21 protein-coding genes are annotated in these 26,217 nt (G+C 63.7%); 13 read left to right on the forward strand and 8 right to left on the reverse strand.

Annotated elements, in window-relative coordinates:
• The first annotated feature begins 14 nt into the window (after window positions 1-14).
• From PHA81_RS10045 to PHA81_RS10075, 7 genes are all read left to right on the forward strand, one after another.
• Window positions 15-1,253, forward strand: a complete 1,239-nt coding sequence (locus PHA81_RS10045; RefSeq protein WP_005044118.1) for a mandelate racemase/muconate lactonizing enzyme family protein — start codon at window positions 15-17, stop codon at window positions 1,251-1,253.
• 322 nt (window positions 1,254-1,575) lie between these two features.
• Complete coding sequence (locus PHA81_RS10050; RefSeq protein WP_273836669.1) at window positions 1,576-3,015, forward strand: ABC transporter substrate-binding protein; 1,440 nt, start codon at window positions 1,576-1,578, stop codon at window positions 3,013-3,015.
• Window positions 2,993-4,060, forward strand: coding sequence for a sugar ABC transporter permease (locus PHA81_RS10055; protein ID WP_273836670.1), 1,068 nt, complete (start codon window positions 2,993-2,995; stop codon window positions 4,058-4,060). Before PHA81_RS10050 ends, PHA81_RS10055 begins: the two co-directional genes overlap by 23 nt.
• The gene (locus tag PHA81_RS10060; RefSeq protein WP_273836671.1) at window positions 4,057-5,019 is read left to right on the forward strand and encodes a carbohydrate ABC transporter permease; all 963 of its coding nucleotides are present in this window, start codon (window positions 4,057-4,059) and stop codon (window positions 5,017-5,019) included. Before PHA81_RS10055 ends, PHA81_RS10060 begins: the two co-directional genes overlap by 4 nt.
• Before the next feature lie 57 nt (window positions 5,020-5,076).
• Window positions 5,077-6,246: a sn-glycerol-3-phosphate ABC transporter ATP-binding protein UgpC gene (gene ugpC / locus PHA81_RS10065; protein WP_273836672.1), complete on the forward strand. Its 1,170-nt coding sequence runs from the start codon at window positions 5,077-5,079 to the stop codon at window positions 6,244-6,246.
• 44 nt (window positions 6,247-6,290) lie between these two features.
• The gene (gene dgoD / locus PHA81_RS10070) at window positions 6,291-7,445 is read left to right on the forward strand and encodes a galactonate dehydratase (RefSeq protein ID WP_273836673.1); all 1,155 of its coding nucleotides are present in this window, start codon (window positions 6,291-6,293) and stop codon (window positions 7,443-7,445) included.
• 149 nt (window positions 7,446-7,594) lie between these two features.
• Entirely contained in the window at window positions 7,595-8,020 is a 426-nt protein-coding gene (locus tag PHA81_RS10075) for a hypothetical protein (protein WP_005044106.1), read from the forward strand.
• Between the two features lie 46 nt (window positions 8,021-8,066).
• Here PHA81_RS10075 and gfo6 read toward each other — a convergent pair whose 3' ends face one another.
• On the reverse strand, window positions 8,067-9,158 hold the full coding sequence (gfo6, locus tag PHA81_RS10080; protein WP_273836674.1) for a D-xylose 1-dehydrogenase Gfo6: 1,092 nt from the start codon (window positions 9,156-9,158) through the stop codon (window positions 8,067-8,069).
• A 143-nt stretch (window positions 9,159-9,301) separates the two neighbouring features.
• Window positions 9,302-11,044, reverse strand: coding sequence for a pyruvate kinase (gene pyk, locus PHA81_RS10085; RefSeq protein ID WP_273836675.1), 1,743 nt, complete (start codon window positions 11,042-11,044; stop codon window positions 9,302-9,304).
• A 307-nt stretch (window positions 11,045-11,351) separates the two neighbouring features.
• On the opposite strand from pyk, the gene PHA81_RS10090 reads away from it, so the two are divergent.
• Window positions 11,352-12,698 carry a DUF4147 domain-containing protein gene (locus tag PHA81_RS10090; protein WP_273836677.1) on the forward strand — a complete coding sequence of 449 codons (1,347 nt, stop codon included), beginning with the start codon at window positions 11,352-11,354 and terminating at the stop codon, window positions 12,696-12,698.
• A gap of 50 nt (window positions 12,699-12,748) precedes the next feature.
• Here PHA81_RS10090 and PHA81_RS10095 read toward each other — a convergent pair whose 3' ends face one another.
• The 3 genes from PHA81_RS10095 to PHA81_RS10105 all read right to left on the reverse strand — a co-directional run bounded on the left by PHA81_RS10095 (window position 12,749) and on the right by PHA81_RS10105 (window position 15,438).
• Window positions 12,749-13,213 carry a hypothetical protein gene (locus tag PHA81_RS10095; RefSeq protein WP_273836678.1) on the reverse strand — a complete coding sequence of 155 codons (465 nt, stop codon included), beginning with the start codon at window positions 13,211-13,213 and terminating at the stop codon, window positions 12,749-12,751.
• Window positions 13,210-14,109, reverse strand: a complete 900-nt coding sequence (locus PHA81_RS10100) for an SLC13 family permease (RefSeq protein ID WP_273836679.1) — start codon at window positions 14,107-14,109, stop codon at window positions 13,210-13,212. The genes PHA81_RS10095 and PHA81_RS10100 overlap by 4 nt, the downstream gene beginning before the upstream one ends.
• Before the next feature lie 291 nt (window positions 14,110-14,400).
• On the reverse strand, window positions 14,401-15,438 hold the full coding sequence (locus PHA81_RS10105; protein ID WP_273836681.1) for a TrmB family transcriptional regulator: 1,038 nt from the start codon (window positions 15,436-15,438) through the stop codon (window positions 14,401-14,403).
• 143 nt (window positions 15,439-15,581) lie between these two features.
• Here PHA81_RS10105 and PHA81_RS10110 point away from each other — a divergent pair, with 143 nt between their 5' ends.
• The 4 genes from PHA81_RS10110 to PHA81_RS10125 all read left to right on the forward strand — a co-directional run bounded on the left by PHA81_RS10110 (window position 15,582) and on the right by PHA81_RS10125 (window position 19,913).
• Complete coding sequence (locus tag PHA81_RS10110; RefSeq protein ID WP_005044095.1) at window positions 15,582-15,752, forward strand: hypothetical protein; 171 nt, start codon at window positions 15,582-15,584, stop codon at window positions 15,750-15,752.
• A gap of 565 nt (window positions 15,753-16,317) precedes the next feature.
• The gene (locus tag PHA81_RS10115) at window positions 16,318-17,310 is read left to right on the forward strand and encodes a formylglycine-generating enzyme family protein (RefSeq protein ID WP_273836682.1); all 993 of its coding nucleotides are present in this window, start codon (window positions 16,318-16,320) and stop codon (window positions 17,308-17,310) included.
• A 297-nt stretch (window positions 17,311-17,607) separates the two neighbouring features.
• Entirely contained in the window at window positions 17,608-19,299 is a 1,692-nt protein-coding gene (locus tag PHA81_RS10120; protein WP_273836683.1) for a SulP family inorganic anion transporter, read from the forward strand.
• On the forward strand, window positions 19,296-19,913 hold the full coding sequence (locus PHA81_RS10125; RefSeq protein WP_273836684.1) for a GAP family protein: 618 nt from the start codon (window positions 19,296-19,298) through the stop codon (window positions 19,911-19,913). The genes PHA81_RS10120 and PHA81_RS10125 overlap by 4 nt, the downstream gene beginning before the upstream one ends.
• Before the next feature lie 177 nt (window positions 19,914-20,090).
• Here PHA81_RS10125 and PHA81_RS10130 read toward each other — a convergent pair whose 3' ends face one another.
• Complete coding sequence (locus PHA81_RS10130) at window positions 20,091-21,395, reverse strand: APC family permease (RefSeq protein WP_273836685.1); 1,305 nt, start codon at window positions 21,393-21,395, stop codon at window positions 20,091-20,093.
• 198 nt (window positions 21,396-21,593) lie between these two features.
• On the opposite strand from PHA81_RS10130, the gene PHA81_RS10135 reads away from it, so the two are divergent.
• The gene (locus tag PHA81_RS10135) at window positions 21,594-22,547 is read left to right on the forward strand and encodes an HAD family hydrolase (protein WP_273836686.1); all 954 of its coding nucleotides are present in this window, start codon (window positions 21,594-21,596) and stop codon (window positions 22,545-22,547) included.
• Between the two features lie 95 nt (window positions 22,548-22,642).
• Here PHA81_RS10135 and PHA81_RS10140 read toward each other — a convergent pair whose 3' ends face one another.
• Both PHA81_RS10140 and PHA81_RS10145 read right to left on the reverse strand, forming a co-directional pair.
• The gene (locus PHA81_RS10140; protein WP_273836687.1) at window positions 22,643-23,527 is read right to left on the reverse strand and encodes a bile acid:sodium symporter; all 885 of its coding nucleotides are present in this window, start codon (window positions 23,525-23,527) and stop codon (window positions 22,643-22,645) included.
• Between the two features lie 100 nt (window positions 23,528-23,627).
• Window positions 23,628-25,946 carry an arylsulfatase gene (locus PHA81_RS10145; protein WP_273836688.1) on the reverse strand — a complete coding sequence of 773 codons (2,319 nt, stop codon included), beginning with the start codon at window positions 25,944-25,946 and terminating at the stop codon, window positions 23,628-23,630.
• Between the last annotated feature and the right edge of the window lie 271 nt (window positions 25,947-26,217).

Genomic DNA, 26,217 nt, shown 5'->3' on the forward strand with positions numbered 1-26,217 from the left:
GTAAAGGCTGAGGTATGCCGGTCGATTACACACAGCTCCACGATCCGAACGCCGAGTACACGATGCGCGATCTCTCGGCCGGAACGATGGGTGTCCGTGCGAAGCGCGGCGGCGGACGAGACGTCGAGATCACGGACGTGCAGACCACGATGGTCGACGGCAACTTCCCGTGGACCCTGGTGCGGGTGTACACCGACGCGGGGATCGTCGGCACTGGCGAGGCCTACTGGGGGGCGGGCGTTCCGGAAGTCATCGAGCGGATGACGCCGTTCGTGGTGGGCGAGAACCCGCTCGACCTCGATCGGCTGTACGAGCACCTCGTCCAGAAGATGTCGGGCGAGGGCTCGATCGAGGGCACGGTCGTCACCGCGATCTCGGGGATCGAGATCGCGCTCCACGACCTCGCGGGCAAGATCCTCGAGGTTCCGGCCTATCAGCTCCTCGGCGGGAAGTACCGCGACGAGGTCCGGGTGTACTGCGACTGTCACGCCGGCGAGGAAGCGGATCCCGAGGCGAACGCCGACGAGGCCGAACGCGTCGTCGAGGAGTTGGGCTACGACGCGCTGAAGTTCGACCTCGACGTGCCCTCGGGCCACGAGAAGGACAAGGCGAACCGCCACCTCCGGAACGCCGAGATCGACCACAAAGCCGAGATCGTCCGTGCGGTGACCGAACGCCTCGACGGCCGGGCCGACGCCGCCTTCGACTGCCACTGGTCCTTCTCCGGCGGGAGCGCGAAGCGCATCGCGCGCGCGGTCGAGGACTACGACGTCTGGTGGCTCGAAGATCCAGTGCCGCCGGAGAACCACGATGTCCAGCGCGAGGTCAGCCAGTCCACGACCGTCCCGATCACCGCCGGCGAGAACGTCTACCGCAAGCACGGCCACCGCCGCCTCCTCGAAGAACAGGCCGTCGACGTGATCGCGCCAGACCTCCCCAAGGTGGGCGGGATGCGCGAAACCAGAAAGATCGCCGATATGGCCGACACCTACTACGTCCCGGTGGCGATGCACAACGTCTCTTCGCCGGTGGCGACGATGGCGAGCGCGCACGTCGGCGCGGCGATCCCCAACTCGCTCGCGGTCGAGTACCACTCCTACCAGCTCGGCTGGTGGGAGGACCTCGTCGAGGAGACCGTGATCGAGGACGGTTCGATCGACGTGCCCGAGAAGCCAGGCCTCGGGCTGACGCTCGATCTCGATGCGGTCGAAGCACACATGATCGACGGTGAGGAGCTGTTCGACGAAGCGTAGCTTCGTCGAGCCAGCAAATCTCCGATTTGCCCTGTTCGATGCGGCGTAGCCGCATCGAGCTCGTGGAACATCGTTCCACGACGTTCGACTGAGCGAAGCGAGGTCGAACTATCGAATCCTCGATCAGTTCCGGGAGGACGAACGGACTCAGTCAGTTCTGTGAATTTCTGGTAGATTACTGAGGAAAGTCGCCATCGCTCCACTGAGCATCGACAGCGATACGGCTCGTGTCGAGCGATTTTTGCGAGTAAACTCGTGCGTGAGTAAAGCTTGCGAAAGCGTTTTACACTTCTGTTACGGACGATGGTACGGATTTACGATGATGAAGGATTCGGACCCGGGACAGTCACGGCGGTCGTACCTGAAGCGCGCAGCGCTAGCAAGCACCGTCGGCATGGCCGGTCTCGCCGGCTGTACGGGCGGCGGTGGCGGCGATGACAACGGGAGCGGTGGCAACGGTAGTGGCGGTGACAACGCCAGCAGCGGGAGCGGAAGCAGCGGGAACGGCAGCGGTGGGAACGGCAGTAGCTCCAATGGAAGCAGTAGTGGCGGCAGTAGCGGAAGCCTCACCGTGTTGCACGGCTGGACCGGCGGTGACGGCGCGACGGCCCTCGAAAACCTCGTCGAAGGGTTCGAGGAAGCCAACCCCGACGTCAGCGCGAACTTCCAGGCGATCGGCGGCGGTGGCAACACCAACCTCGATACCACGATCTCCAACCGCGCCCAGAACGAAAACCTCCCCACGTCGTGGGCGGACTGGCCGGGGCTCAACCTCGTTCCGTTCACCGAGGCCGGACTCCTCGCTGACGTCGGCGAGAACGTCTGGACCGACGATCTCCGGAACAACTACTCCCAGGAAGCCAAAACCTACTCCCAGGTCGGCGAGGAAGCCGGCTCGATCGGGAGCGGTCCCTACGTCGCGGTCCCGATCGGCTCCCACCGGATGAACGACCTGTTCTACAACGTCTCGGTGGTCGAAGAAGCCGGCGTCGACCCCACGAGCTTCTCCGAGCCGGCGGACCTCCTCGCGGCGATGAAGACCGTCGAAGAGGAGACCGACGCGGTCGGGATGGCCCAAGGTCTCCAAGCCCCCTTCACCACGCTCCAGCTCTGGGAGGTCGTCATGCAGGGCCAGGCGGGCTACCAGCCGTTCATGGACTACATCAACGGCGAGGGTGACGAACAGGCCGTGCGCTCGGCGTTCGAGATGGTCAACAACTACTTCGATCACATCAACCAGAACGCCTCCAGCGTCGGGTTCACCCAGGCGAACCAGCTGATCATGAACGGCGAGGCCGCGTTCATGCACCAGGGCAACTGGGTGGCCGGTGCGTACCGCAACCAGGACGGCTTCGAGTACGAGTCCGACTGGAACAACGTCTCCTTCCCCGGCACCGACGACATGTACGGGCTGCATCTCGACTCGTTCCCGATGGCAGCCAGCGCGGGCGATTCCGGGGCCGCACAGGCGTGGCTCTCGTACGTCGGCACGCCCGACGCGCAGGTCCGCTTCAACCAGTTCAAGGGGTCGATCCCGCCGCGGACCGACGTGCCGACCGACGAGTTCGATCCCTACCTCACCCAGACCATCGAGGACTACAACAACGTCTCGAACAAGCCGCCGACGATCGCTCACGGTCTCGCGGTGCTGCCGGACGTCCACAGCGAGATCGACGGCGTGATCACCGATTCCTTCCTCGGCTCGGGAGACCTCGACGCCGCAACTCAGGGGATGCTCGATGCCGTCTCCGGATCGAACTGACGACGATCGATCGGTGCGATCGAGGCTTCGTGGGTTCGGCGAGCGGCTCACCCCCGGCTCCGATGACCGATCAAGCGACGACGACGCGCACGCGGTGCGCACCGACGGCGGTGCGACCGTGAGCGGCGGCTCCAGTTCGACCGCCACGAGCCAGACGGGCTGGCTCCGATCGCTCCGAAAGAGCGGGTTCGTCAGTTCGCTGCCGTTCTGGCTCCCGCCGTTCCTCCTGATGGGGCTGTTCGTCTACGGCGCGATCGGGTGGAACTTCCTCATCTCACTCACCGACATGGAGGGGTTCGGCGATCCCGAGTACACCTCGCTGGATTTCGAGCAGTACACCGAGCTGTTCGCGAGCCAGACGTTCATCGACGCCGCGCGCAACACGTTCGTGCTGCTCGTCGCGTTCACGATCCTGTGTATCGTGCTCGGACTCGTGCTCGCGATCCTGCTCGATCGGACGATCCGCTTTCAGAACACGTTCCGGACGCTGTACCTCCTGCCGTTCAGCCTCTCCTTCGTGGTGACGGCCCAGCTCTGGTCGTGGATGTACGACATCGAAAACGGGATCATCAACTCGATCCTGGGCATCGTGGGGCTCCAACCCGACTGGATCGGCAACCCCCAACTGGTGCTCGGAGCCGTGATCTTCGCGCTGGTCTGGCAGTTCAGCGGGTACACGATGGTGGTCTTCCTCGCGGGACTCCAGACCATCCCGGACGAGCATTTCGAGGCCGCACGCATCGACGGCGCGAGCACCGTCAAAATGTACTGGCGGGTGATCGTCCCCCAGCTCCGTGGCTCGGTGATCAGCGCGCTCGTCGTGTTGATGATCGCCGCGCTCAAGGCCTTTGACTTCCTCTACGCGCTGTTCGGCCAGTACCGGCCGGCGGCGGGGGCTGACATCCTCGCGACGTTCATGGTTCGGGAAGCGTACTCGAACCAGAACTGGGCGTACGGCTCGGCGATCGCGATCGTGCTCTACGTGCTCGCGTTGCTGGTCGTGATCCCGTATCTCTACAGTCAGTACCGGCGAGGTGAGCTATGACCGATCGAAACGATGGAAACGGAACAGCGATGACCGACGGTGGCACGGCAACGGGTGACTCGACGCTCGCGAACGTGCGCGATTCCATCAGCTGGTGGCGGATCGCGCTCTACGCCGCGCTCGCGGTGATCGGCGTGTACTTCCTCATCCCGATCGAAGCAGGATTGGTCACGTCGTTCAAGACCGGCGACTCGGTCATCCGGACCGCGCCGTACGCGCCACCGGGACCGGGCGGGTTCACGCTCGACAACTGGGCGGGGGCGTTCGACGCGCTCGCGCCTGGCCTCGTCAACAGTCTCATTATGACTGTGCCGGCGACGGTGCTCGGCGCGCTGTTCGGCAGCCTCGCGGCCTACGGGCTGACCCAGATCAGCTGGCGCGGCCAGATCCCGATCCTCGCGCTGTTCGTCGCCGGCGTGTTCATCCCCTACCAGGCGGTGTTGGTGCCGCTCTCGCAGTTCTGGTCGATGATCCCGCTCGAAGAGCTGCTGTCGCCGCTGTGGGCGCTGCCCTTCTTCCACCCCTACCAGACCGACCTCATCGAGCTGATCGTCACCCACACGGCCTACGGCATCCCGATCTGTACCGTGCTATTTCGGGGATACTACGTCGGGCTCTCCGAAGAGATGATCGAGGCGGCCCGGCTCGACGGCGCGAGCGCGTTCGGGATCTACCGCCGGGTCGTGCTGCCGCTGTCGGCCCCGATGTTCGCGGTGACGCTGATCTATCAGTTCACCCAGATCTGGAACGAGCTGCTGTTCGCGCTGATCCTGATCGGCGGTGCGGGCTCGCCGGCCGCCCCGGTGACGCTCTCGCTCGTCGGATTGGGCGCGAGCCTCGAAGGCATCGACTTCGGCCTCCGGATGGCCGGCGCGTTCCTGACCGCGTTGCCGACGCTGCTGGTGTTCATCATCTTCGGCGATCAGTTTGCCCGCGGCGTCGCCGGGGGCGGAACATGACGCGATCACGACTCACGACACTCATGACACACGACATCGACTGGAGGTTGGCGACGGATGGCTGAACTCACGCTCGATCACGTGACGAAACGCTTCGCGGACGGTGGCGGCGATATCGTCGCGGTCGACGACGTCTCGGCCGACATCGACGACGGCGAGTTCATCGTCCTCGTCGGGCCGTCGGGCTGTGGCAAGTCGACCACGCTCCGCATGATCGCGGGGCTGGAAACCGTCACGGAGGGGGCGATCACCCTCGACGGCCAGGCGATCAACGACCGCCAGCCCGCCGATCGGGACATCGCGATGGTGTTCCAGAGCTACGCGCTCTACCCACACATGACCGTGCGCGAGAACATGAGCTTCGGGCTCGAAGAGAGTACGGACATGCCCGGCGACGAGATCGAAGAGCGCGTCGAGTCCTCCGCTGAGATGATGGGGATCGGTCGCCTGCTCGATCGTAAGCCAGGCGAGCTCTCGGGTGGCCAGCAACAGCGGGTCGCGCTCGGCCGGGCGATCGTCCGCGATCCCGCCGTCTTCCTGATGGACGAACCCCTCTCGAACCTCGATGCGAAGCTGCGCTCGCAGATGCGGACCGAGCTCCAGCGCATCCAGGAGGATCTCGGCGTCACCACCGTCTACGTCACCCACGACCAGACCGAGGCGATGACGATGGGCGACCGGATCGCGATCCTCGACGACGGCCGGCTCCAGCAGGTCGCCACTCCCCTGGAGGCCTACCACGAACCCGCGAACCAGTTCGTCGCGGGGTTCATCGGCGAGCCATCGATGAACTTCTTCGAGACCACCGTCGAGAACGGTCAGTTGGTCGGCGACGGGTTCGAGTACCCCCTTTCCGAGGAGACCCAGGATTCGATCGGCGATTCCGACCGCGTGACGCTCGGCGTGCGGCCCGAGGACATCGAACTCGTCGATACGGCTGAGAGCGATCACGACTTCCGAACGGTGGTCGACGTGGTCGAACCGGTCGGCAGCGGCAACAACATCTACCTCGCGTTCGAGGACAACGCCGAGGAGGCGTCCGAACTCGACATGGACGAGTCCCGCACGTTCGTGGCGACCATCGGCGGGCTCCGGCGTGTCGAGGCGGGTCAGCCCGCGATCGCACGACTCTCCGAGGACGCGATCCATCTCTTCGACGCCGAGACCGGCGAGGCGCTCCGCAACCGGAAACTCGACGACGTCGAAACGGTCGAACCGCAGCTCTGAGCCGCGACAGTCGGCTTTTTCCCCGGTCGCCACGATCGGCGAACGTGAGCGAAATCACCGACTACGAACTGTTTGCCGTCCCGCCACGCTGGCTATTTTTGCGAGTCGAGACCAGCGACGGCCGGGTCGGCTGGGGCGAACCCGTCGTCGAGGGACGGGTGCGCACGGTCGAAACGGCCGTCGAGGAACTGTTCGAGCAGCACCTACTCGGCGCGGATCCCGCCCCGATCGAGGATCACTGGCAGGCGATGTACCGCGGCGGATTCTATCGCGGCGGACCCATACTCATGAGCGCGATCGCGGGCGTCGACCAAGCACTCTGGGATCTCAAGGGCAAGCAACTCGGCGCGCCGGTGTACGAACTCCTCGGCGGCCCGGTCCGGGATCGGATGCAGGTGTACGGCTGGATCGGCGGCGATCGTCCCTCCGATGTGGCCGACGCCGCACGCGAACGAGTCGAGTCGGGCCTCGACGCGCTCAAGATGAACGCCACCGCCGAGTTCCGCCGGATCGAGACGCCGGCTGCGGTCGCGGCCGCGGGCGACCGACTCGCCGCGGTGCGTGAAGCCGTCGGTCCCGAGGTCGGGATCGGCGTCGACTTCCACGGCCGGGTCGCGAAACCGATGGCCAAACGGCTCGTGAGCGCGCTCGAACCGCACGAACCGATGTTCGTCGAGGAGCCGGTGCTGCCGGAACACGACGATCACCTCCCCGAGATCGCCGATCACACCACGATCCCGATCGCGACCGGCGAACGGCACTACACCCGCGAGGACTTCCGCCCCGTGCTCGAAGCCAGCGGCGTCGACGTGATCCAGCCCGACCTCTCCCACGCCGGCGGGATCACCGAGTGTCGGAAGATCGCGTCGATGGCCGCGGCCCACGACGTCGCACTCGCACCCCACTGCCCGCTCGGTCCGATCGCGCTCGCGTCCTGTCTCCAGGTCGACGCCTGTTCGCACAACGCGCTCATCCAGGAACAGAGCCTCGGGATCCACTACAACGAGGGCAGCGACGTACTCGATTACCTCGCTGACCCGTCGGTGTTCGAGTATAGCGACGGGTACGTCGACCTCCCCGCGGAGCCAGGTCTCGGCATCGAGATCGACGAGGAGCACGTCCGTGAGCAGGCCGACGCAGTCGACGACTGGCACAACCCCGTCTGGCGGCACGACGACGGCAGCGTCGCGGAGTGGTAACGGGCGGGACGCTCATAGGAATCGTTGTACGTCATATCGGTATGCCGTCGACACAAAGTCGGCGGCTACCGGTAACCAGTTGGTCGCGCCGCAGAACCCGTTAGAATTGGTGGTCAAGTTATTTATAGAAAGAGCGTAAATGAGCTACTATGAGTTATGCCAACGCCCCCATCCTCTTCGGTCGCAACCAGCACCGTACCCGACAGGTTCTCGTCCTCGCTGCGGTTACTTTCTTTGCAAGTCTTGTGGTGTACACGGGTTTTCCGGTATATGAAGGTCTTCCGTTCACGTTTCTGTTGATTGTGCCTTCTATTCCGCTGTTAGCAGGCGCTGTGGCGCTAGTCACTGCCTACCTCAACGACGGTCTTCTCGTGAGTGCATTGGTGCCAGTTATGGCCGTAATCGGGCTGGAGTTCTCACTGGGTATCTGGCTCTATTTTGATCTCGTTCCGAGTTATGACCCAGCCGGGTTTGGTTTCGTACCCACACTCCTTGCTCTTGCCTTCGGAATTGGTGTCAGCGTAGCCGCCGTTGGGGCTACCACACGACGAGTTGTAACCTACATCAGTTCGTGAAGTACCGACGGTTTCGAGTTGGGGCCGACCAGTTACACCAACCCTATCAGTGCTCGCCAGCCACGTCGACGACGTCGCCGGTTTCACCCGCTTCGTAGATCGCGCGCAGGATCTTCATGTCGGCCAGGCCGTGTTCGCCGTCGGGATGGGGTTCCTCGCCCGCGAGCACCCGATCGGCGAAGTAGGTAAACTCCTCGGTCATCTGGTCGCGCTGGTCGAAGTCGAGGGTGGCGTCGAGGTCGCCCCGGCGGATCCGGAGCCGGCGGGGTTCGTCGGGGAAGAAGACGGGATCGAGTCGGAGCTCGCCCTGGGTCCCGGTGATCTGGAGGTGGCTCGATCGCGCAGCGTTCTGGCTCGCGGTACACGACGCCGTCACGCCATCGCCGAAATCCAGCCGGAAGCTCGCGCGCTCGTCGGGGACATCCGCGAACGCGTCGTGAGCCGAGTGCATCCGCGCGCTCACCGAAACGGGATCGGCGTCGAGGACGAATCGTGCGGTGTTGAGCGGGTAGATCCCGAGGTCCATCACGCTCGCACCGTAGCCCGCGAGGTCTGGATCGAGCCGCCAGTGGTTCGGGTCGTCGAACATGTCGAGGAGCCGCTGGGTCATCGCGCCGTGGACCCCGACGACGTCGCCGATGAACCCCGATCTGACGAGTTCGCGCGCCCGCCGAACCGCCGGCTCGGTGTGCATCCGGTAGGCGATCATCAGCGTGGCGTCTTCGCAGGCCGCGACCAACTCCTCGGCGCGCTCGACGGTGGCTTCCATCGGTTTCTCACACAGGATCGCTTTGTCGAGGGCGGCCGCGGTCTCTGCGTACTGGAGATGGAGCGCGTTCGGCGTGGCGATGTACACCGCGTCGTAGGCTTCGCTCGCCGCGCCGTCGTGGAACTCGTCGTAGGTCAGGCCGTGCTCGACGGTTTCGTGGGTCTCGGCGAGGTCGGTTGCGCGCTCCTTCGAGCTGCTGACGACGACCGTTGTCTCACAGAGTTCGGAGTCGGTGACGGCGGGCATCGCCATCTCCTTCGTCCACCACCCGAGGCCGATCATCGCGAATCGCACAGTCCCAGACGCGTCCGACCGCCAGTCGCGTGCGGTGAACCCGTCGAACAGCTCGTCGAGTGAGCCGTCGATCATCGTTCACCGCGAGAGGGATCGTCCCTGGCGGGCGGTCGTCGGTCGGTACGAGCGAATGTGAGATGTGTCGTATCGTGTGTCATGATGAACGGTCGCGTGCAGCGTAGTGATCGGGCGAACGGTGTTGCGCGACGAACGAGCAGTTATCCGCCGACGCTCCCCTCGTAGACGACGCCGCGGCCAGCATCGAGCGTAACGTGATCGCCCTCGTCGACGTCGGACAGTGAGACGTTCGAGACCATCGGGAGACCGGCCTCGCGCGCGACGATCGCCGGATAGCCCGTGACGCCCTCGTGGGCGCTGACGATCCCCCCGAGCCGGGTGGGGTCGCCGTCGAACTCGTCGTCGAAGTCGGCGGAGAGGGACAGGATCGTCCCTTCGGAAAGCCCGGTGAGATCGCCGTCCACAGTACGAGAGAGCGGTCCGGAGACCCGGCCATCGACCACCGAACGGCCCGTCGCGAGGATCTCGGCCGCGACGTGGACCTTGAGCGTGTTGGTGGTGTTCGCGCCTTCGAGATCGGTCATCATCCCGGCGAGCACCACCACCGTGTCGCCCGCATCGGCGACGCCCGCGTCGAGTGCGGTCTGGACCGCATTGCGGATCACGGCGTCCACGCTTTCGTTCGGTCCCGTCAGCGGCGCGTGCCGCGGGATCACCCCTGCCACGAGGCCGAGCCGTCGACGTACCTGATCGTCGGGCGTCACCGCGACCACCGGCACGTCGGGGCGGTACTTCGCGGCCTTTCGTGCCGTATAGCCCGACTCGGTGGCCGCCACCACCGCCGCGGCGTCGATGTCGCGGGCGAGATACCGTGCGGATCGTGCGAGCGCGCCGGTCCGGGAGTCGCCGGGTTTGGGCACCATCCGCTCGACGCCCTCGGCGTACTCGGCGCTGCCTTCGATCTCGCCGACCAGCCCCTCCATCGCTTCCACGACCCGCACGGGATGGTCGCCGACCGCGGTCTCACCCGAGAGCATCACCGCATCGGTGCCGTCGAGCACCGCGTTCGCGACGTCGGAGGCCTCGGCGCGGGTCGGGCGGCGCGCGTGCGTCATCGAATCGAGCATCTCGGTCGCGGTGATGACCGGCACTCCAGCGTCGTGACACCGGCGGATGATCCGCTTTTGGATCAGCGGCACTTCTTCGAGGGGGCACTCCACACCGAGATCGCCGCGGGCGACCATCACGCCGTCGGCCGCCTCGACGACCCCATCGAGATTCGCGACCGCGTCCGCGCGCTCGATCTTCGCGATTACCGGGATCTCGGCGTCGCGTGCTTCGAGCGCCTCGTTCACGGCGTACACGTCGTCGGCGCTCCGGACGAAACTCGCGGCGACGAAATCGACGTTGGCGTCGGCGGCGAGATCGAGTTCGCGCCGGTCGTCCTCGGTGGGAACGTCGAGCCCGAGATCCACGCCGGGGACGTTGACGCCCGCGCGCCCGCCGAGTGGCCCGCCCGAATCGACGCGCGCACGCACTGCGGTCCCCTCGCTTTCCGCGACGGTGGTCTCGATCCGTCCGTCGTCGAGCAACACCCGATCGCCGGGCTCGACGCCCGCGATCGGCGTCGAGAGACCGACTTCTTCGGGGGTCGCGGTCTCGCCCGGGACGAACCGAATCTCCGATCCCGTCGCGAGCTCGATCGATTCGTCGAGCGGCGCGGTCCGGATCTCGGGACCGGGGAGATCGAGCAGCGTGGCGACCGACGCGTCGCTCGTCGCGTCGACGTCGCGGACCCGCTCGATGAGGGTCGCTCGGTCGTCGGTCGAGCCGTGGCTGGCGTTGAACCGCGCGAGCGCCATGCCGGCGTCGGCGAGCGCCGCGACGGTTTCGCGCGACTCCGAGGCGGGACCGAGCGTACAGACGATTTTCGTTGTATGCATGGTTCTCCGGACGTTTCTACACTCGAAGCGAGGTACGTGATGCCATCGGATGAACCCCACGCATCGACACGTCCCACCACCAGGGAGATCGATCGACGAAGGACGTGCCGACAGTCGCCGTTCTCACAGACCACGGCTGCACTCTCTCGGCCCAACGTTGGGCCGAGAGTCGCCGAGTGGCGTGAAAACGCACACGACTACCAGAACTCGACGAAGCAGCGCTGCCACGAGGTGCTTCCGGAGGCGGGGTCGGTGACGGGCGAATCGAGTCGGAGCGTCTTTAGGAATTCCGTCGGACTACAGCGGTATGACTCGTGATGACGCCCCGATCGAAGCTGCCACGCCACGAGCGGTCGCACGGTCGTGTATCGACGCCGGAGTCGAAGCGGCGCACCCGGCGACGGTCGTCGAAGACGCTGTTTCACTCACCGAAGACGGCCTCGAGATCGACGGGGCGGTCTACGATCTCGCCTCGTACGACGACGTCCTCGTTCTCGGCGGCGGAAACGCCGCCGGAAAGGTCGCCGCCGCGCTCGAATCGATACTCGGTGACCGACTAACGGGTGGTGTCGTCGTGACCGACGTCCCGGAACCGCTGTCGACGATCGATGTCGTCACCGGCAGCCACCCGACGCCGAACGAACGTGGAGTCGCCGGTGCGGAGCGAGTTCTCGCTCACGCCACCGGCGCGACGGCTGACACGCTCGTTCTCGGCGTCATCACGGGCGGTGGGAGTGCGCTGCTTCCGGCACCGGCCGGCGACGTCACGCTCGCCGACCTCCAAACGGTCACGGACGACTTGCTCGGGACCGGTGCGACGATTCACGAGATCAACGCCGTACGGAAGCATCTCTCAGCGATCAAGGGCGGCCGACTCGCGGCGGCTGCGGCACCGGCGACCGTCGTGGGACTCCTGCTCAGCGACGTCGTTGGCGACGATCTCGACGTCATCGCGAGCGGTCCGTTGGTCCCGGATAGCTCCACGTACGCCGACGCGCTCGACGTCATCGATCGCTACGACGTGACACTACCACCTCGTGCGGAACGTCACCTCGAACGCGGCACCGAGGCCGATCTCGCCGAGACCCCAACGCCCGACGCCGACGCTTTCGTGCGGGTGGAGACACACGTCCTCGCGAACGGGCTCACGGCACTCCGGGCTGCCGCCGATACGGCCGCCGACCACGGCTACACGCCGCTCGTTCTCAGTTCGCGCGTGCGCGGCGAGGCACACGAGGCGGCCAAAACCCACGTCGGGATCGCAGAGGAGATCCGCGCGACGGGAACCCCGCTCGACCCACCAGCGGTCGTCCTCTCGGGCGGTGAGACCACGGTGACGCTGTCCACCGGAAGCGGTGCCGGCGGGCCGAACCAGGAGTTCGCGCTCAGTGCGGCGATCGAACTCGACGCCGATGGTATCGTCGTCGGGAGCGTCGACACGGACGGGATCGACGGTGCGTCCGACGCGGCCGGTGCCATCATCGACGCGAAGACAGTCGATGAAACGACGAAAGAAGCACGGGCAGCGCTGGCTTCGAACGAGGCCGCCCCGTTTCTCGAGGCTGCCGATGCGCTCGTCGAAACCGGTCCGACAGGAACGAACGTGAACGATCTGCGGGTACTCGTCGTCGACGATACCGATGCGACGAACTGAGTCGAGTTCGTGACGGCCGTTCGCCTGGCCCTACCGTACCCGAGTGGCGATCAGCCGAGCATGCCGACGATGTTCTGGAGGACGACGATCCAGACGATACTCGAGAGACCGAGGACGAGCGTTCCGGCCGTCCAGGCCTGGTAAGCGGTCGCGGTTTCCATGTCGGAGAACTCGGTGATGATCCAGAAGTACGAGTCGTTGGCGTGGCTGACCGTCATGCTACCGGCACCGATGGCGAGGACGGCGAAGACGCGTCCCCACTGAGACGCGAGGCCGAGCGAACCGAGGAGTGGCGCGACGAGACCCGCAGTGGTGAGGATGGCGACCGTCGACGATCCGAGCGCGGTTTTGAGGGCGGCGGCGGTGACGAACGCGGCGAAGAGACCGATACCGAGTCCGCCGAACGTGTTGCTGATGAAACTCTCGAGCGGGAGCGCCGAGAGCACGTTGCCGAAGGCTCCGCCAGCGCCGGTGACCGCGACGATGACGGCAGCGTCGGTCAGACCGTCACTCACCCACTCGTCGTGACTTCGTCGGTGATCTCGGGGACGACTGCGAAGCTCGCGAAGGCACCGATGATGAGCGCGACGGCCGGGTCGCCGAAGAACAGCAACCAGTCCTGGAGCGCTCCGGCGACGAAGGCGGGATCGTCAGCGCTGGGGTACGAAGCGATACTACCGATCGTGATGAGGACGATGGGCAGGAGAATGGGGGTGAACGATCGCGCCGGCGACGGAAGGGTGCCGTACTCCTCCTTGACGTCGTCCATCGTCATGTCCGGATCCGGATCGATGTGGTAGCGAGAAGCGACGGTCGTCGCCCACTTCGCCCCGACGAACGTGATGGGGACGCTCACGGCGATCCCAGCGAGCATGACGAGGCCGACGTCGGCACCGAGAATGCCGGCGGCGGCGATGGGGCCGGGCGTCGGTGGAACGAACACGTGAGTGACGTACAGACCACTGGCGAGGGCGACACTGATGGTCGCGAGCGAGAGCTTCGAGCGCTCCGCGAGCGATCGCCCCAGACCGGAGAGGATGACGTACCCCGAGTCACAGAAAACGGGGATGCTGACGAGGCTGCCGGTAACCGCCATGACCTCGGCGGTGTTGTCCTCGCCGATGAGACCGAGGATGGTGTCCGCGATGACGATCGCCGCACCGGAGCGTTCGAGTGCCTTTCCGATGATGGTGCCGGCGAGGATGACGATCCCGATATACCCGAGAACGTTACCGAAGCCGTCAGTGACGAGCGTGGCCGCGTTCGTCGGATCGAGGCCAGCGATGAGGCCGGTCGCGTACGCAGCGACGAGGAGCGTGAGGAAGGCGTGGAGATTGAGTTTCGCCGTTGCGAAAACGATGAACGCAACTGCTGCGAGCAGCAACAGTATCAGCGGTAGTCCTGTGAGCATTTCCCGATACACCACCGATCTGGGGCATATAAATTCTATGTGTTTTTGTGAACATTATTGATGGGCACAAATAACTTACACGAACAACATTGTTCGTGTTCGATGGTCGTGGATGGTCCCGGGTTATGTCGAGGTCGGGTCAGGGGAATATTCATTCCAGTCGAACGATAGTTTCGAACGTCTCTACAGACTATCGCGATATGTCGCGGAGAGGCACCGATTTTCAGAAGCTAACGTGAGATCCACATCCTATCAGGAATTCGAATGTTCGACGCGGAGAGCTTGCGTCCATCAATCCTGTTCGACACGAAGTTCGTGGGCCTCGACGTCCTCGAAGGCAGCGACCCGACCGCCGACCGTCACCGTGCCGTCGTCGGTGTCGATGGTGAGGGTGGCGGTCAGGCCGGTCTCGTCGCGGGCGACCTCGCGCACTGTTCCGGACACCGTCCGTGGCTCGCCGGTAGCGGTGTCCCGGCCCTCAACCGACACGGTGAACGGTCCCTCGCCATCGTCGAGATCCGCCACACACCGCCGGATCGAGGCGTATCGGCGGGGGAACGTCCGGTCGTCGCCGTCGTCGAGCACGGGCTCGGCGGTGGTCCAGAGGAGCGTGTTGAAAAACCCCGAGACCAGGAAGCCGAGCTCCGAGCGGTCGAACACCACGCCGTACCGCTCGCGGTTCCACGCGATCGCGTCCTGGGTGGCGTAGACCGCGTGTTCGCCGTCGCCGACCGCGATCACCGGGGTCGTGACGCCCTCGCGTGCCCGGACGGTGGTGGCGATCGACGCGTAATCGTACTCTTCGGCAGCTGGGGCGTCGGCAGTGGGGGTGACGAGGAGTTCGGTGGCGACGTTCGCGCGCTGTCGGGCGGCGAGTCGATCCTCGAATCGGCCGACGAGATCGGGCGTCAGTGAGAGGATGAGTTCGTACTCGGCCTCCTCGATCACGCTCTCGATGTGTCGGAGGATGGTCGAGCGGGATTTGATGAGCGAGGCGGCCTCGGCGTCACGGGCGGGCGCGGTGTAGTGGGTCCGGAGGTCGTCGATGAGCGCGTCGAGGGAGTCGTGGACTCCCCCGAACGCCGTCTGGGGATCGACCGCGAGCACCTCGATGGGGCGAGACTCCCGGAGTTCGACGAGACCGCGCTCGCCGAGGCTCCGAACGGTGTCGTACACCCGTGGTTGGGGGATATCGGTTCGGTCGGCGATCTCCGAGGCGGTCAATCGACCGTGTTCGAGCACCACGAGATAGGCGTCGGTCTCGTACTCGTTGAGGTCGAATCGCTGGTTCACCCGGTCGAGCGCGCCGGCGAGATCGTCCGAGACCATTGTCACCACCCACATCGTACACCCAATTGAGTACTGTGGTTCACCGTACGCCGCCACCTGTTCAGTATATCAGAATGGAGTGTATCGCGGTGAGTGGCCGGCGAACCAGTACATTGAGGGGGGATGGTTCCCAAACCGGCCTCATGAGTCTCGAACGCGACCACGACTGCCCGACCTGTGACGAGGAGCGAACGTTCTATCGCGCCGCGAGCACGATGGTCCGGCTCGGCGAGAAAGTGAAGTGGCGCTGTCCGGACTGTGAGTACAGTTTCGTCACCATCGGCGACGACGTCGACTCCAGCGCGACAGCGTAGCAGGCACTCCTCTTCCTGTCATTCCTCGGACGCCATCCGTATTGAACAAGCAAGTAATCGGATCGATCCAGGGTTCGGCCGTCGAAGTGCTGGGTCGGTAGTTTCCTCCACAACCGCCCGAGGCAGTTGCGCCGACACACGACGAGCGCGCAGCTCGGTGAGCGAACGATCGAATGGACATTGTTGGGCCAGCATCCACCTAATAAATCGTATGAAGCAATACGAAACGAGCTCGAAAATCGTCCGTCCGACGCATCGCTGATCGACTGGCTGGTCGGTGATTCGCCAGCGGATTCGACCCGAGGTTTCGAACAAGAATCAGTGCTGTAACATCCCAACCGCGGAATATGTCGAAGAACCCCGAATACGGCGTGCCAACGCGGTCGATTTGGAACTTCGTAGTGTTCAGTCGAAGTATGATTGAGACTACTGATCCGCGATCACTCGGAATCCCGGCCCATATCGGGATGATGTTGCTGTCACAGTATCTCTGACAGCGGTCGTACGGGTTACACATTCGTGACAGCGAAAAACTTGAAGCTGGTTCGAAACGAACAGGACGAGGATGACACACGATTCGGACACACGAACGAAAACGGCAACAGACGAAACGCCACCGGGAGAGCCGCCGGAACCGGAGATGGAGTGGATACCCGGCGGAACCGTTCTGATGGGTTCCGAGGAGTTCTACCCGGAGGAACGGCCGATCCGGGAGGCCTCGGTCGACGGCTTCTGGATGAATCGCACGCCGACCACGAACCGGGAGTTCACCGCGTTCGTCAACGACACTGGCTACACGACGGTCGCCGAGCGCGATCCCAACCCCGAGAACTATCCCGGGGCAGACCCGGACGCCCTCGTTGCGGGGTCAGCGGTGTTCCGACAGCCTGGTGGACCGGTGAACCGTCGCGACCCGAGCCAGTGGTGGGAGCACGTTCCGGGTGCGGATTGGCGACATCCGCTCGGACCGGACAGCGACATCGAGGACAGAATGGACCATCCGGTGGTTCACGTCGCCTACGAGGACGCGGAGGCGTTCGCCGAGTGGGCTGGCAAGACCCTCCCGACGGAGGCCCAGTGGGAACGTGCCGCTCGTGGAAGGCTGGAGGGGACGCGATTCGTCTGGGGTGACGAACACGTTCCCGATGGACAGCTGATGGCGAACACCTGGCAGGGCGAGTTCCCACACGAGAACAAAGCACTCGACGGCTACGAGCGCACCTCGCCCGTCGGATCGTTTCCGGCGAACGAATTCGGACTGTATGACATGGCAGGGAACGTCTGGGACTGGACCCAAGACTGGTACAGTGCCGATCCTCCCACCAGTGAGCCCGAGGCATCGTGCTGCACGCCGGCTGATCTCCGTACCGTCACCGAGGAGCAGAGTGTCGATCCGAGAGACCCGTCCGAAATCCCTCGGAAAGTGCTGAAAGGTGGCTCGCACCTCTGTGCGCCGAACTACTGCTTCCGATACCGACCCGCCGCCCGGTATCCGGAACCAATCGATACCTCGACCAGCCACGTCGGATTCCGATGTGTCGCCCCAGTCGAGGAGTGACTGCTCGATCCAGCCCGCTCAACCGTTCGGCAGTGAAATTATCGCTATTTGGAATTTCATGAATCTAGTGATACGGATAGATCAGCTAGGAAGACGTACCACTTCGTATGGTTCAGATACTGAATCGAATGAGACGAGACCGCGGCTTCCACGAAGGGCCAAGCGGCCGTGACCGAGAGCGGGAACGGTACAAACTCTTCGATGAGGGCGTAAACCGTGGCACGCGAGTTAGCGTTGGCTGGCGACCGGATTCGTTGCTCGATTCGACTCATGACAACCGATAGTCTTCCGGAGCGAATGAAGCACTCCGTGGAGTCGGCACTCCCGATGATGGAGTGGCTTCCGGAATACGATCAGTCCTGGATCCGACTCGACATCGTGGCGGGAATCACGGTCGCGGCTGCGGTCATTCCGGAGAGTTTGGCGTACGCCTCACTGGCGGGATTGCCTCCTCAGACAGGACTGTACGCCGCATTGCTGGGGGCCATAACGTACGTTTTCCTCGCTTCGTCCCGGCAAGTGATCGTCGGTCCGACCTCGGCGCTCGCCATCCTCCTCCTGGCCGGCGTCGGCCCCATCGCAGCGTCGAACGGGATCACGTACCCCGCCGCCGTCGCTGTGACGACTCTCCTCGTCGGCATCATCAGCATCGCCGCATGGGTCTTCCGGCTCGGTCACCTCGTCAACTTCATCTCCGGGTCAGTGCTCACCGGGTTTTCGACGGGTGCGGCGCTGTACATCATCTCCACACAACTCGGGAAACTCTTCGGCATCGAGGGCGCTGACGGTACTTTCTTCGAGCGATTCTGGTTCATTCTCAGCCACCTGAACGAGGCACAGTCCACGACGGTCATCGTCGGCCTCCTCTCGATTGGCCTTTTGCTCCTGGGAGAACGATTCCAGCGAGTACCCACCGCCCTGGTCGTCGTCATCCTGGCTATCGTCACGTCGTCGGTGCTCGATCTTCAGGCACAGGGTGTCGCCGTCGTCGGGGACCTACAGAGCGGGCTTCCGGCGCTCACGGTCCCGCCCGTCCCCGAGGTCGGGGTCGTGGGGGCACTCACTCCGGTGGCGTTCGCGCTCTTCATCCTCTCGTACGTGCAGGGCATCGGTGCCGTCCAGACGTTTGCCCGTCGGAACGGGTACAGAGCTGACCCCGATCAGGAACTCCTGGCCGACGGTGCCGCGAACGTCGCCGCCGGCCTGTTCGGTGGGTTCGCCGTCGGCGGGAGTATGTCTCGGTCGGCGCTCAACGACTCCATGGGCGGAAAATCCCAGGTCGTCAGCGCGGTGGTCGCCGCCGTCCTCGTCGTCGTTCTCCTGTTTCTCACGGGAGTGTTCACGACACTCCCGGACGCCACTCTGGCAGCGGTCGTCACCGTCGCCGTCCTCGGTCTCATCGACGTTGCGGAGATGAAGCGACTCCAACAGGTCACCCGGAGCGAGTTCGCCATCGCGTCTGCGACGCTGTTGGGGGTGCTCGCGCTGGGGATGGTCTGGGGCGTGTTCATCGGCGTCGGTCTGTCACTGCTTCACATGATCTCGCTCGTCAGCAACCCAAAGACGGAGGCTCTCGGTCGATTTCCGGACAGCAACCACTTCATCAACCCGAAGAGACATCCCGAAGCGGTCGAGGATTCCGGCGTGCTCGTCTACCGCGTCGACGCCGAGTTGTTCTACGCGAACACGAACGTCGTACAGAACGACCTCGAAGCGCGCATCGAAGCACACGACTCGCCAGTCGATCTCGTCGTCTTCGATCTCTTCTCCTCGCCGATCGTGGACTACGCGGCCGCAGAGTTCTTCGGCGATCTCCGGAGCGATCTCGCTTCCCAAGGGATCGACCTCCGCATCGCGGGTGCGAACGAACAGGTCGTGGAAATGCTAAATGCCGTCGGCTTGAACGAGGAACTCGGTGGCGTCCGCGAGGACGAGACGATCGCGTCGACCATCGATCGGTGGCGACGCGAGGAGGGAGTACCGTCGTGAGCTTCCTCACGGTTCTCCCATTGGCGGTCGTGATGATTGCCGGCCCACAGATTCTGAGCGCCATCTTCCTCGCCACGAGTGAGGGATGGCAGCGCAATTCCGGCGCGTTCGTCTTAGGTGCAGCGCTCTCGATATCACTCGTGGTCGCTGCTACGTTCTTCTTGGGGGTCGGCGCTACCGGTCAGGGGCTGTCGGGGGGAACACTCAACGTCATCATCTTGGTGCTCCTCCTGATCGCCATGGTCCGCACGTTCCTAGGGCGTGGGCAATCGGAACCCCCGAAGTGGATGGGGCGACTCCAGGCGGCCACACCGCAGTTCTCGTTCCGGCTCGGCTTCTTGCTGCTCGGATTCTTTCCAACCGACATCATCACCTCCGTCACCGTCGGCTCCTATCTCGCCGCCCACGACTTTCCGCTGACGGACGCCATTCCGTTCGTTCTCGTCACGCTGGTGTTGCTGGCGTCTCCGTCACTCGGTATGGTAGTGCTCGGAGAACGCGCGGAAGCCATCCTCCCAAAGATTCGAGACTGGATGAACACGAACTCGTGGATCGTCAGCGAGGTAGTCATCCTCTTTTTCGTCGCCAGCATCCTGAACGGCCTTCTGGGATAGGTGGGGCGGCTGGCAGCGCATCGGTGGATTCTCCATGGGTCATCAATGATGCTCCATACGTGGTCGCCTTCTTCACCATGGCACGGAGCAAGACCACATACAGACGCCAGTTATAGTGCCGTTTGGAGTGTTTCGACGGATAGCGGGCAACTACCCTGCCGAAGAACAGCACCTCGCTCAGAGTCGCTGCTTGACATTCCGTGCTTCAGCAAGAATCGGCTCCCGGTCGAAATACAGCAGTTCCATGGCGACGGCTGCAATCGAGATCCCGACCACTGCCACGAACACCTCCGGTTCGGTTGTGACGAGGTTATACAGTAGCCCGACGATGGTGGCGATCGCACCCAGACAGCCGATCGCGGGGATTAGTGCCGACACGAACGATGTCCGTTCGAGGAACGCCAGCAGGCTAAATCCGCCGAAGATCGTGATGAACGACAGTGAGGCGAACGAACTGATCCCGTCGAGACCACCGAGACCGCTCAGCAACGCCGTCAGTACGCCGAGAACGAGCAGCGGACGGGTCGGGTCGTCGTCGACGCCACGGAGTTGGCTCGGGAGCAGATCGTCCGCAACGAGCATCCGCGTCAGTCGGGACGCACTGAACAGCGTCGCGTTGAGCGCACTCCCGGTCGAGAACAGTGCCGCGATCGAGATCAACACGAAGCCGAACTGGCCGAGGAACGGTTCCGCAGCAACCGCGAGCGCGGTTTCTGCGTTTCGTTGAATGACCTCCGTGCTCACGAGGTTCGTCGTCACGACGGCCACGATCACGTAGAGTGCGGTCACGAACACGATCGAGCCGTAGATCGCCTTCGTGATCGTCTCCTGGGGGTTTTCGATGTTTTCCTGGTCGAACAACAGGAGCTCCCAGCCTTCGAACGCGACGAAGCCGATGCTGGCAGCCAGCAGCGTGCTCACTTGCAGGTCCTCGAGACCGGAACTGATCAGTCCTCGCTGGAACCCATAATAGAGCCCGCCGAAACCGAAAACGAGCAGAATGAGCACTTTGAGACCGACGAGTATGTTTTCGGTGCGTCCCGACGCGTGTGCCCCGCCGAGGTTGAGACCGACGAACACGACGATAACGAGCAGCGTGATGACCGGTTGGAGCGGAAGGCCTGCGACCGCGTCCGCACCGATCAGTTCGGCGAAATATCCTCCGAACGAGTAGGCGTACAGCGACATCGTTCCGACGTATCCGGCGATGAACGTCCAGCCGGTCATGCCCGCGAGCGTCGTGCTACCGGTGAATTGCTCGATATAGGCGATCGGGTTCAACTGGCCTTCTGATCGCGCGTTGAGCCGTAACGCCGAGTAGCCAGCACAGATGGCGACGACGCCCGACGCGACGAACGCGATCCACGTAGCGGTACCAGCTTCGACAGCTACGACCCCGAGCACAGCGAAGATCCCACCGCCGACCATTCCACCAATGGCCATCGAGAGTGCCTCGCTGAGAGTGATTTGGTCGGACGCCATACTGTACCAATACCCATGACTGTGTTGAGGCTTAGTGTGTTCGGTGGAACAATTATCTAGTGTACAATATCAGCGATGAGGCGTGAAAGGGTGCTGATCCACGTATCGAATCCGAATCAGAAGTATTTCATTCCACCATAACTAGTTCGAAACAAATCGAGCGTGATTATTAACTTTCGGAACCAGTAACCGAACGAGATGAACGATCAGTCTACACGTCCGCTTCCGTCTTGGAATGACAGCGAAGCCAAACAGTCCATCCTCACGTTCGTGGAGAAGGTGACGACGACGGACTCCCCCGATTTCGTGCCGCCCGCCGAACGCATCGCCACGTTCGACAACGACGGCACGCTGTGGGTGGAGCAGCCGACGTACACCCAACTCGCCTTCGCGATGGACCGGATCAAAGCGCTGGCACCCCAGCACCCGGAGTGGAAGACCACACAGCCATTCAAAGCGGTGCTTGACGACGATCTCGAGGCGTTGGCGGCGGGGGGGAAGAAAGGACTGATCGAACTGATCGTGGCCTCGCACGCTGGCATGAGCACGGCCGAGTTCGAGGAGATCGTGACCGACTGGCAGGACGAGGCGCGCCATCCACGCTTCGAGCGGCGCTACACCGAATTGGTCTATCAGCCGATGGTCGAGCTGCTCGCGTTTTTGCGGGCCAACGAGTTCAAGACATACATTTTCTCCGGCGGTGGCGTCGAGTTCATGCGGCCGATGACCGAGGCGGCCTACGGGGTTCCACCCGAGGAAGTGGTGGGATCGACGATCGAGACCCGCTATGAGGTCCGCGACGGCGAACCGGTGTTGATGCGCTTGCCCGAGATCGATTTCATCGACGACGAGGCCGGCAAGCCGATCGGCATCCACAAGTTCATCGGCAGGCGGCCGATCGCGGCGTTCGGTAACTCCACCGGAGACCGCGAGATGCTCGAATGGACCGGTGCGGGCAGCGGTCCGCGGTTGATGATGTTGCTGTTCCACGACGACGACGAGCGCGAGTATGCGTACGGTTCGGCCAAAGGACTGGCGGACCCCATGCTCGGCGCATTTCCCCCGTCGCTGATGGAAACGGCCGAGGAGAAAGATTGGATCGTTGCGAGCATGAAAGACGACTGGAACCAGGTTTTCGCTTTCGAATCGTGAGATCCCCTGTGCCGTGAACGACGGGACTCTCGCTGAACCACGAGAAGGATTGGAGCGACAAGACCGAACAACGAACAGTCGTGTGGTCAGTCGGTTCAGTCTTCGACAGTCATTCTCTCACGCTCCGGGCTCTCGGTGCTCGGAGCAGTGCGTCGGCCGAGTTCGCCACCGAGCGGTAACAGGACGACCAGCATCAACATTGCGCCGACGATCAGCACGACGAGCACGTTCGGGTCAGCAAAGTTCTGCGCGCCGACGACCAGCGCGGCCGAGACGTTGCGTTGGGCCGTCCCGAGACTCATCACCGACCGATTGTCGACCTCCGTCCCACCCAGCGCCCACCCGATGGCGAACGAGGCGACGATGAACAACAGCAGGGCGAGGATCACGCCGGTCCCGATCACGCTCAGAACCGTCTGAAAGTTCAGGACTAGCATCAGGACGACCAGAAGGATCAGCGCCGTACTCGACGTCTGGTTGACTGCAGGCTGGACGGAGTCGGCCACGTCCGAGTAGCGAGCCTTGACAACCAGACCGATGGCGAGCGGGATGAGCATCAAGACCACGAGCGAACTCGCGATGTCGAGGGGAACGACCTCGACACCGGGCAGCAACAGCGGGAGCACCACCGGGACGTACGCGACGGTGACTACCATCAACAGGACCATCAGCCCGACGCCGAAGGCGAGGTTGCCCTTTGCGGTCTCCACGAGCTTGGGCAGAAACGGGGCACCGGCCGCGGTCGCCAGCAGTATCAGTCCGATGGACTGGGCCTGCGAAAGGGGAATCACGACGAGAATGGCGTAGGCGAGGACAGGCACGAGAACGAAGTTCGCCAAAAGCGCCGTCGCGACTCGGCGCAGGTCTCGCAAGGGGGCGAGGATCTGTGCAACCGTCAGGTTCAGCCCCATCGCAAGCATGCTCGTCACGACGAAGACCAGCACCGACAGCCGCGCGAGGGATTCGAGGACTACCGCCACGGTGAATCCTCTCGTGTCGAGCCCGTGACTGACCCCCCGACCGACGGACGGGGGCGCACGGAGGCCATCGGGCGAGCGGACTCCCGGACGCTCGTTCGCATCACTCCCGCGCCAGGATGCGGTCCATCTCGGCCTCGTGATGGACGAACGGTTCGCCGCTGACGTCGACGGTCACGCGATCGATGTCGCCGGTGAACGCGAACGGTGATCGGTCCCGGTACTCGTCGCTGACGGCGTTGACGGCGTCTCGTCCACAGCTCAGTCCAGCAACGATACTGATGCTGATGGGGATCGTCGTCGGCAGATCACCCTCGCCCACCTGTTCGTCGCCGTAGTAGAGGCGGACTGTCGCCGGTGCGCCCTTCCCGTTCTGGGCATCGGGCTCGCCGGTCGTCTCGAGTTCCATGCTAACCGAGACGCCGCCCTCGGGAACTCGCTCGTCGGCGACGACCTCGTACTCCTCGACGCCCACGTAGTTGTGGACGTAGTGGAGCCGACCGTCCTCGATGAACAGCGAGTAGCCACCCGAGCGAGCGCCGTGAGCGAGCAGGACGCCCTCGGCCCCACTGGCCGGAATCGACAGATCGGCGGTGATGCTGTGGTCGCGGTTCAGCACTTTGGCGGCCGCGTTCTCGGGGACGTGCTGTTCGCTGGGGTGGTAGACGTACCTGTCGCGGGGCTTGCCGGGTTGGGGGCGCGGTTCGGCGAGCCGTGCCACGCCGCGGCTGTCGAGCGGCAACACGTTGTGCTTTCCGGCTTCAGACCACCACAGTTGGATGAGTTCGAGCAGTTTCTCGGGGTGTTCGTCGCTGACGTCGTGGGCTTCCGAGAAGTCCTCGGCGACGTGATACAGTTCCCAGCCGGAGTCCTCCAGACTGCTGGCCGAGAGGTCCTCCGCGCTGATCGGTTCGTCCAGCGGCCAGGGATGGACGGCGCGCCAGCCGTCGTGGTAGATCGCGCGCGTCGCGAGCATCTCGAAGTACTGGGTGGTGTGCTGTTCCGGCGCGTCGGGGTCGTCGAACGAGTACGCGAAACTCGTGCCCTCGATGGGCGACTGCGAGTAGCCTTTGATCTCGTCGGGGGCCTCGATCCCGATCGATTCCAGGATCGTCGGCACGAGGTCGATGGCGTGGACAAACTGATCGCGCATTTCCCCCTCGGCGTCGATGCCGTTCGGCCAGTGGACGACCATCGGGTCGCTCGCGCCGCCGCGATACGTCTCGCGCTTCCAGCGTCGGAATGGCGTGTTCCCCGCCCACGTCCATCCCCACGGGTAGTGGTTGTAGTACTCCGGACCACCGAGGTCGTCGATCGCGTCGAGATTGTCCTCGACGTTCTCCTCGATGTTGTTGAAGAAGCGATTCTCGTTGAGCGATCCCGTGGGGCCGCCTTCGGGGCTGGCTCCGTTGTCCGAGACGAGCATCACGAGCGTGTCGTCGAGTTCGCCGAGCTCGTCGAGGAAGTCGAGGAGTTTCCCGATCTGGTGGTCGGTGTGTTCGAGAAAGCCCGCGAACACCTCCATCATCCGGGAGTAAAGGCGGTGTTCGTCCTCCGACAGGGAGTCCCACTCTCGAACGTCTTCGTTCTGTGGCGAGAGATCCGTGTTTTCCGGCACCACACCCATCTCCTTCTGGCGTTCGAGGATCTGCTCACGGGCTTCGTCCCAGCCCATGTCGAACTCGCCCTCGTACTTGTCGGCCCACTCCTGTGGGACCTGGTGGGGCGCGTGACACGCGCCGGGACAGAAGTACGTGAAGAGAGGTTTGTCCGGGTTGACCTGTTTCGCGTCGGTCATGAACTCGATGCCACGGGCGGCGATGTCCTCGGTGAAGTGATACCCCTCCTCGGGCGTCGCCGGTGGTTCGACTTGGTGATTGTCGTAGATGAGCGGCGGCGTGTACTGGTCGGAGTCAGCGCCGAGGAACCCGTAGAAGCGCTCGAATCCGCGCCCGAGCGGCCACTCGTCGTACGGACCGGCGGCGCTGTTGGCCTCGACGGGCGAGAGGTGCCACTTGCCGAGCGCGTGGGTGCTGTAGCCCTGTTCACCGAGCATCTCCGGAAGGAAGCCGTTCTCGTGGGGAATGTGACCGTCGTACCCCGGAAACCCGGTCGTGATTTCAGTGATTCCGGCCATTCCGTTCGAGTGGTGGTTCCGCCCGGTCATCAGGCAGCTCCTGGTCGGTGAGCAGATCGCCGTGGTGTGGAAGTTGTTGTACTGGAGACCGTTCTCGGCCAATCTGTCGATGTTCGGCGTGTCGATCAGTCCGCCATAACAGCCCAGCTGGCCGAATCCAACGTCGTCAAGGACGATCATCAAGACGTTCGGGGCGTCTTCAGGTGCCCGGGTCTCTTCGGGCCACCACGGTTCGGATTCGTTGTACGTACGGCCGATTTGGCCGTGAAATTCTTGATCTGCCATTGTAGCTCCCCATTGCCCCCGCCGACCGAGCCTCGAACCGAGTCGTGTGTTCGTTCAGACCATAGAGCGCTCATTCATTCACGGTTCGCTGCCCCCGATCCCGGGAGTGTATCGATAACACACCTTGAATGACAATAACTTTTGCCAAAATTGAAATAATTCTGGTATGAGGATTCGAACAGTCGAGGTGATCGAGGAGCCCGCTGTCGTCGAACGAAGACAGTGGCTTGTCAACGCTACGCGCTGACGCGCTGCCCTCGTCTTCTACAGC

Origin of the sequence: Halococcus sp. PRR34 (assembly GCF_028617175.1) — an archaeon.
In the GTDB taxonomy this organism is placed as follows: Archaea; Halobacteriota; Halobacteria; order Halobacteriales; family Halococcaceae; genus Halococcus; species Halococcus salifodinae.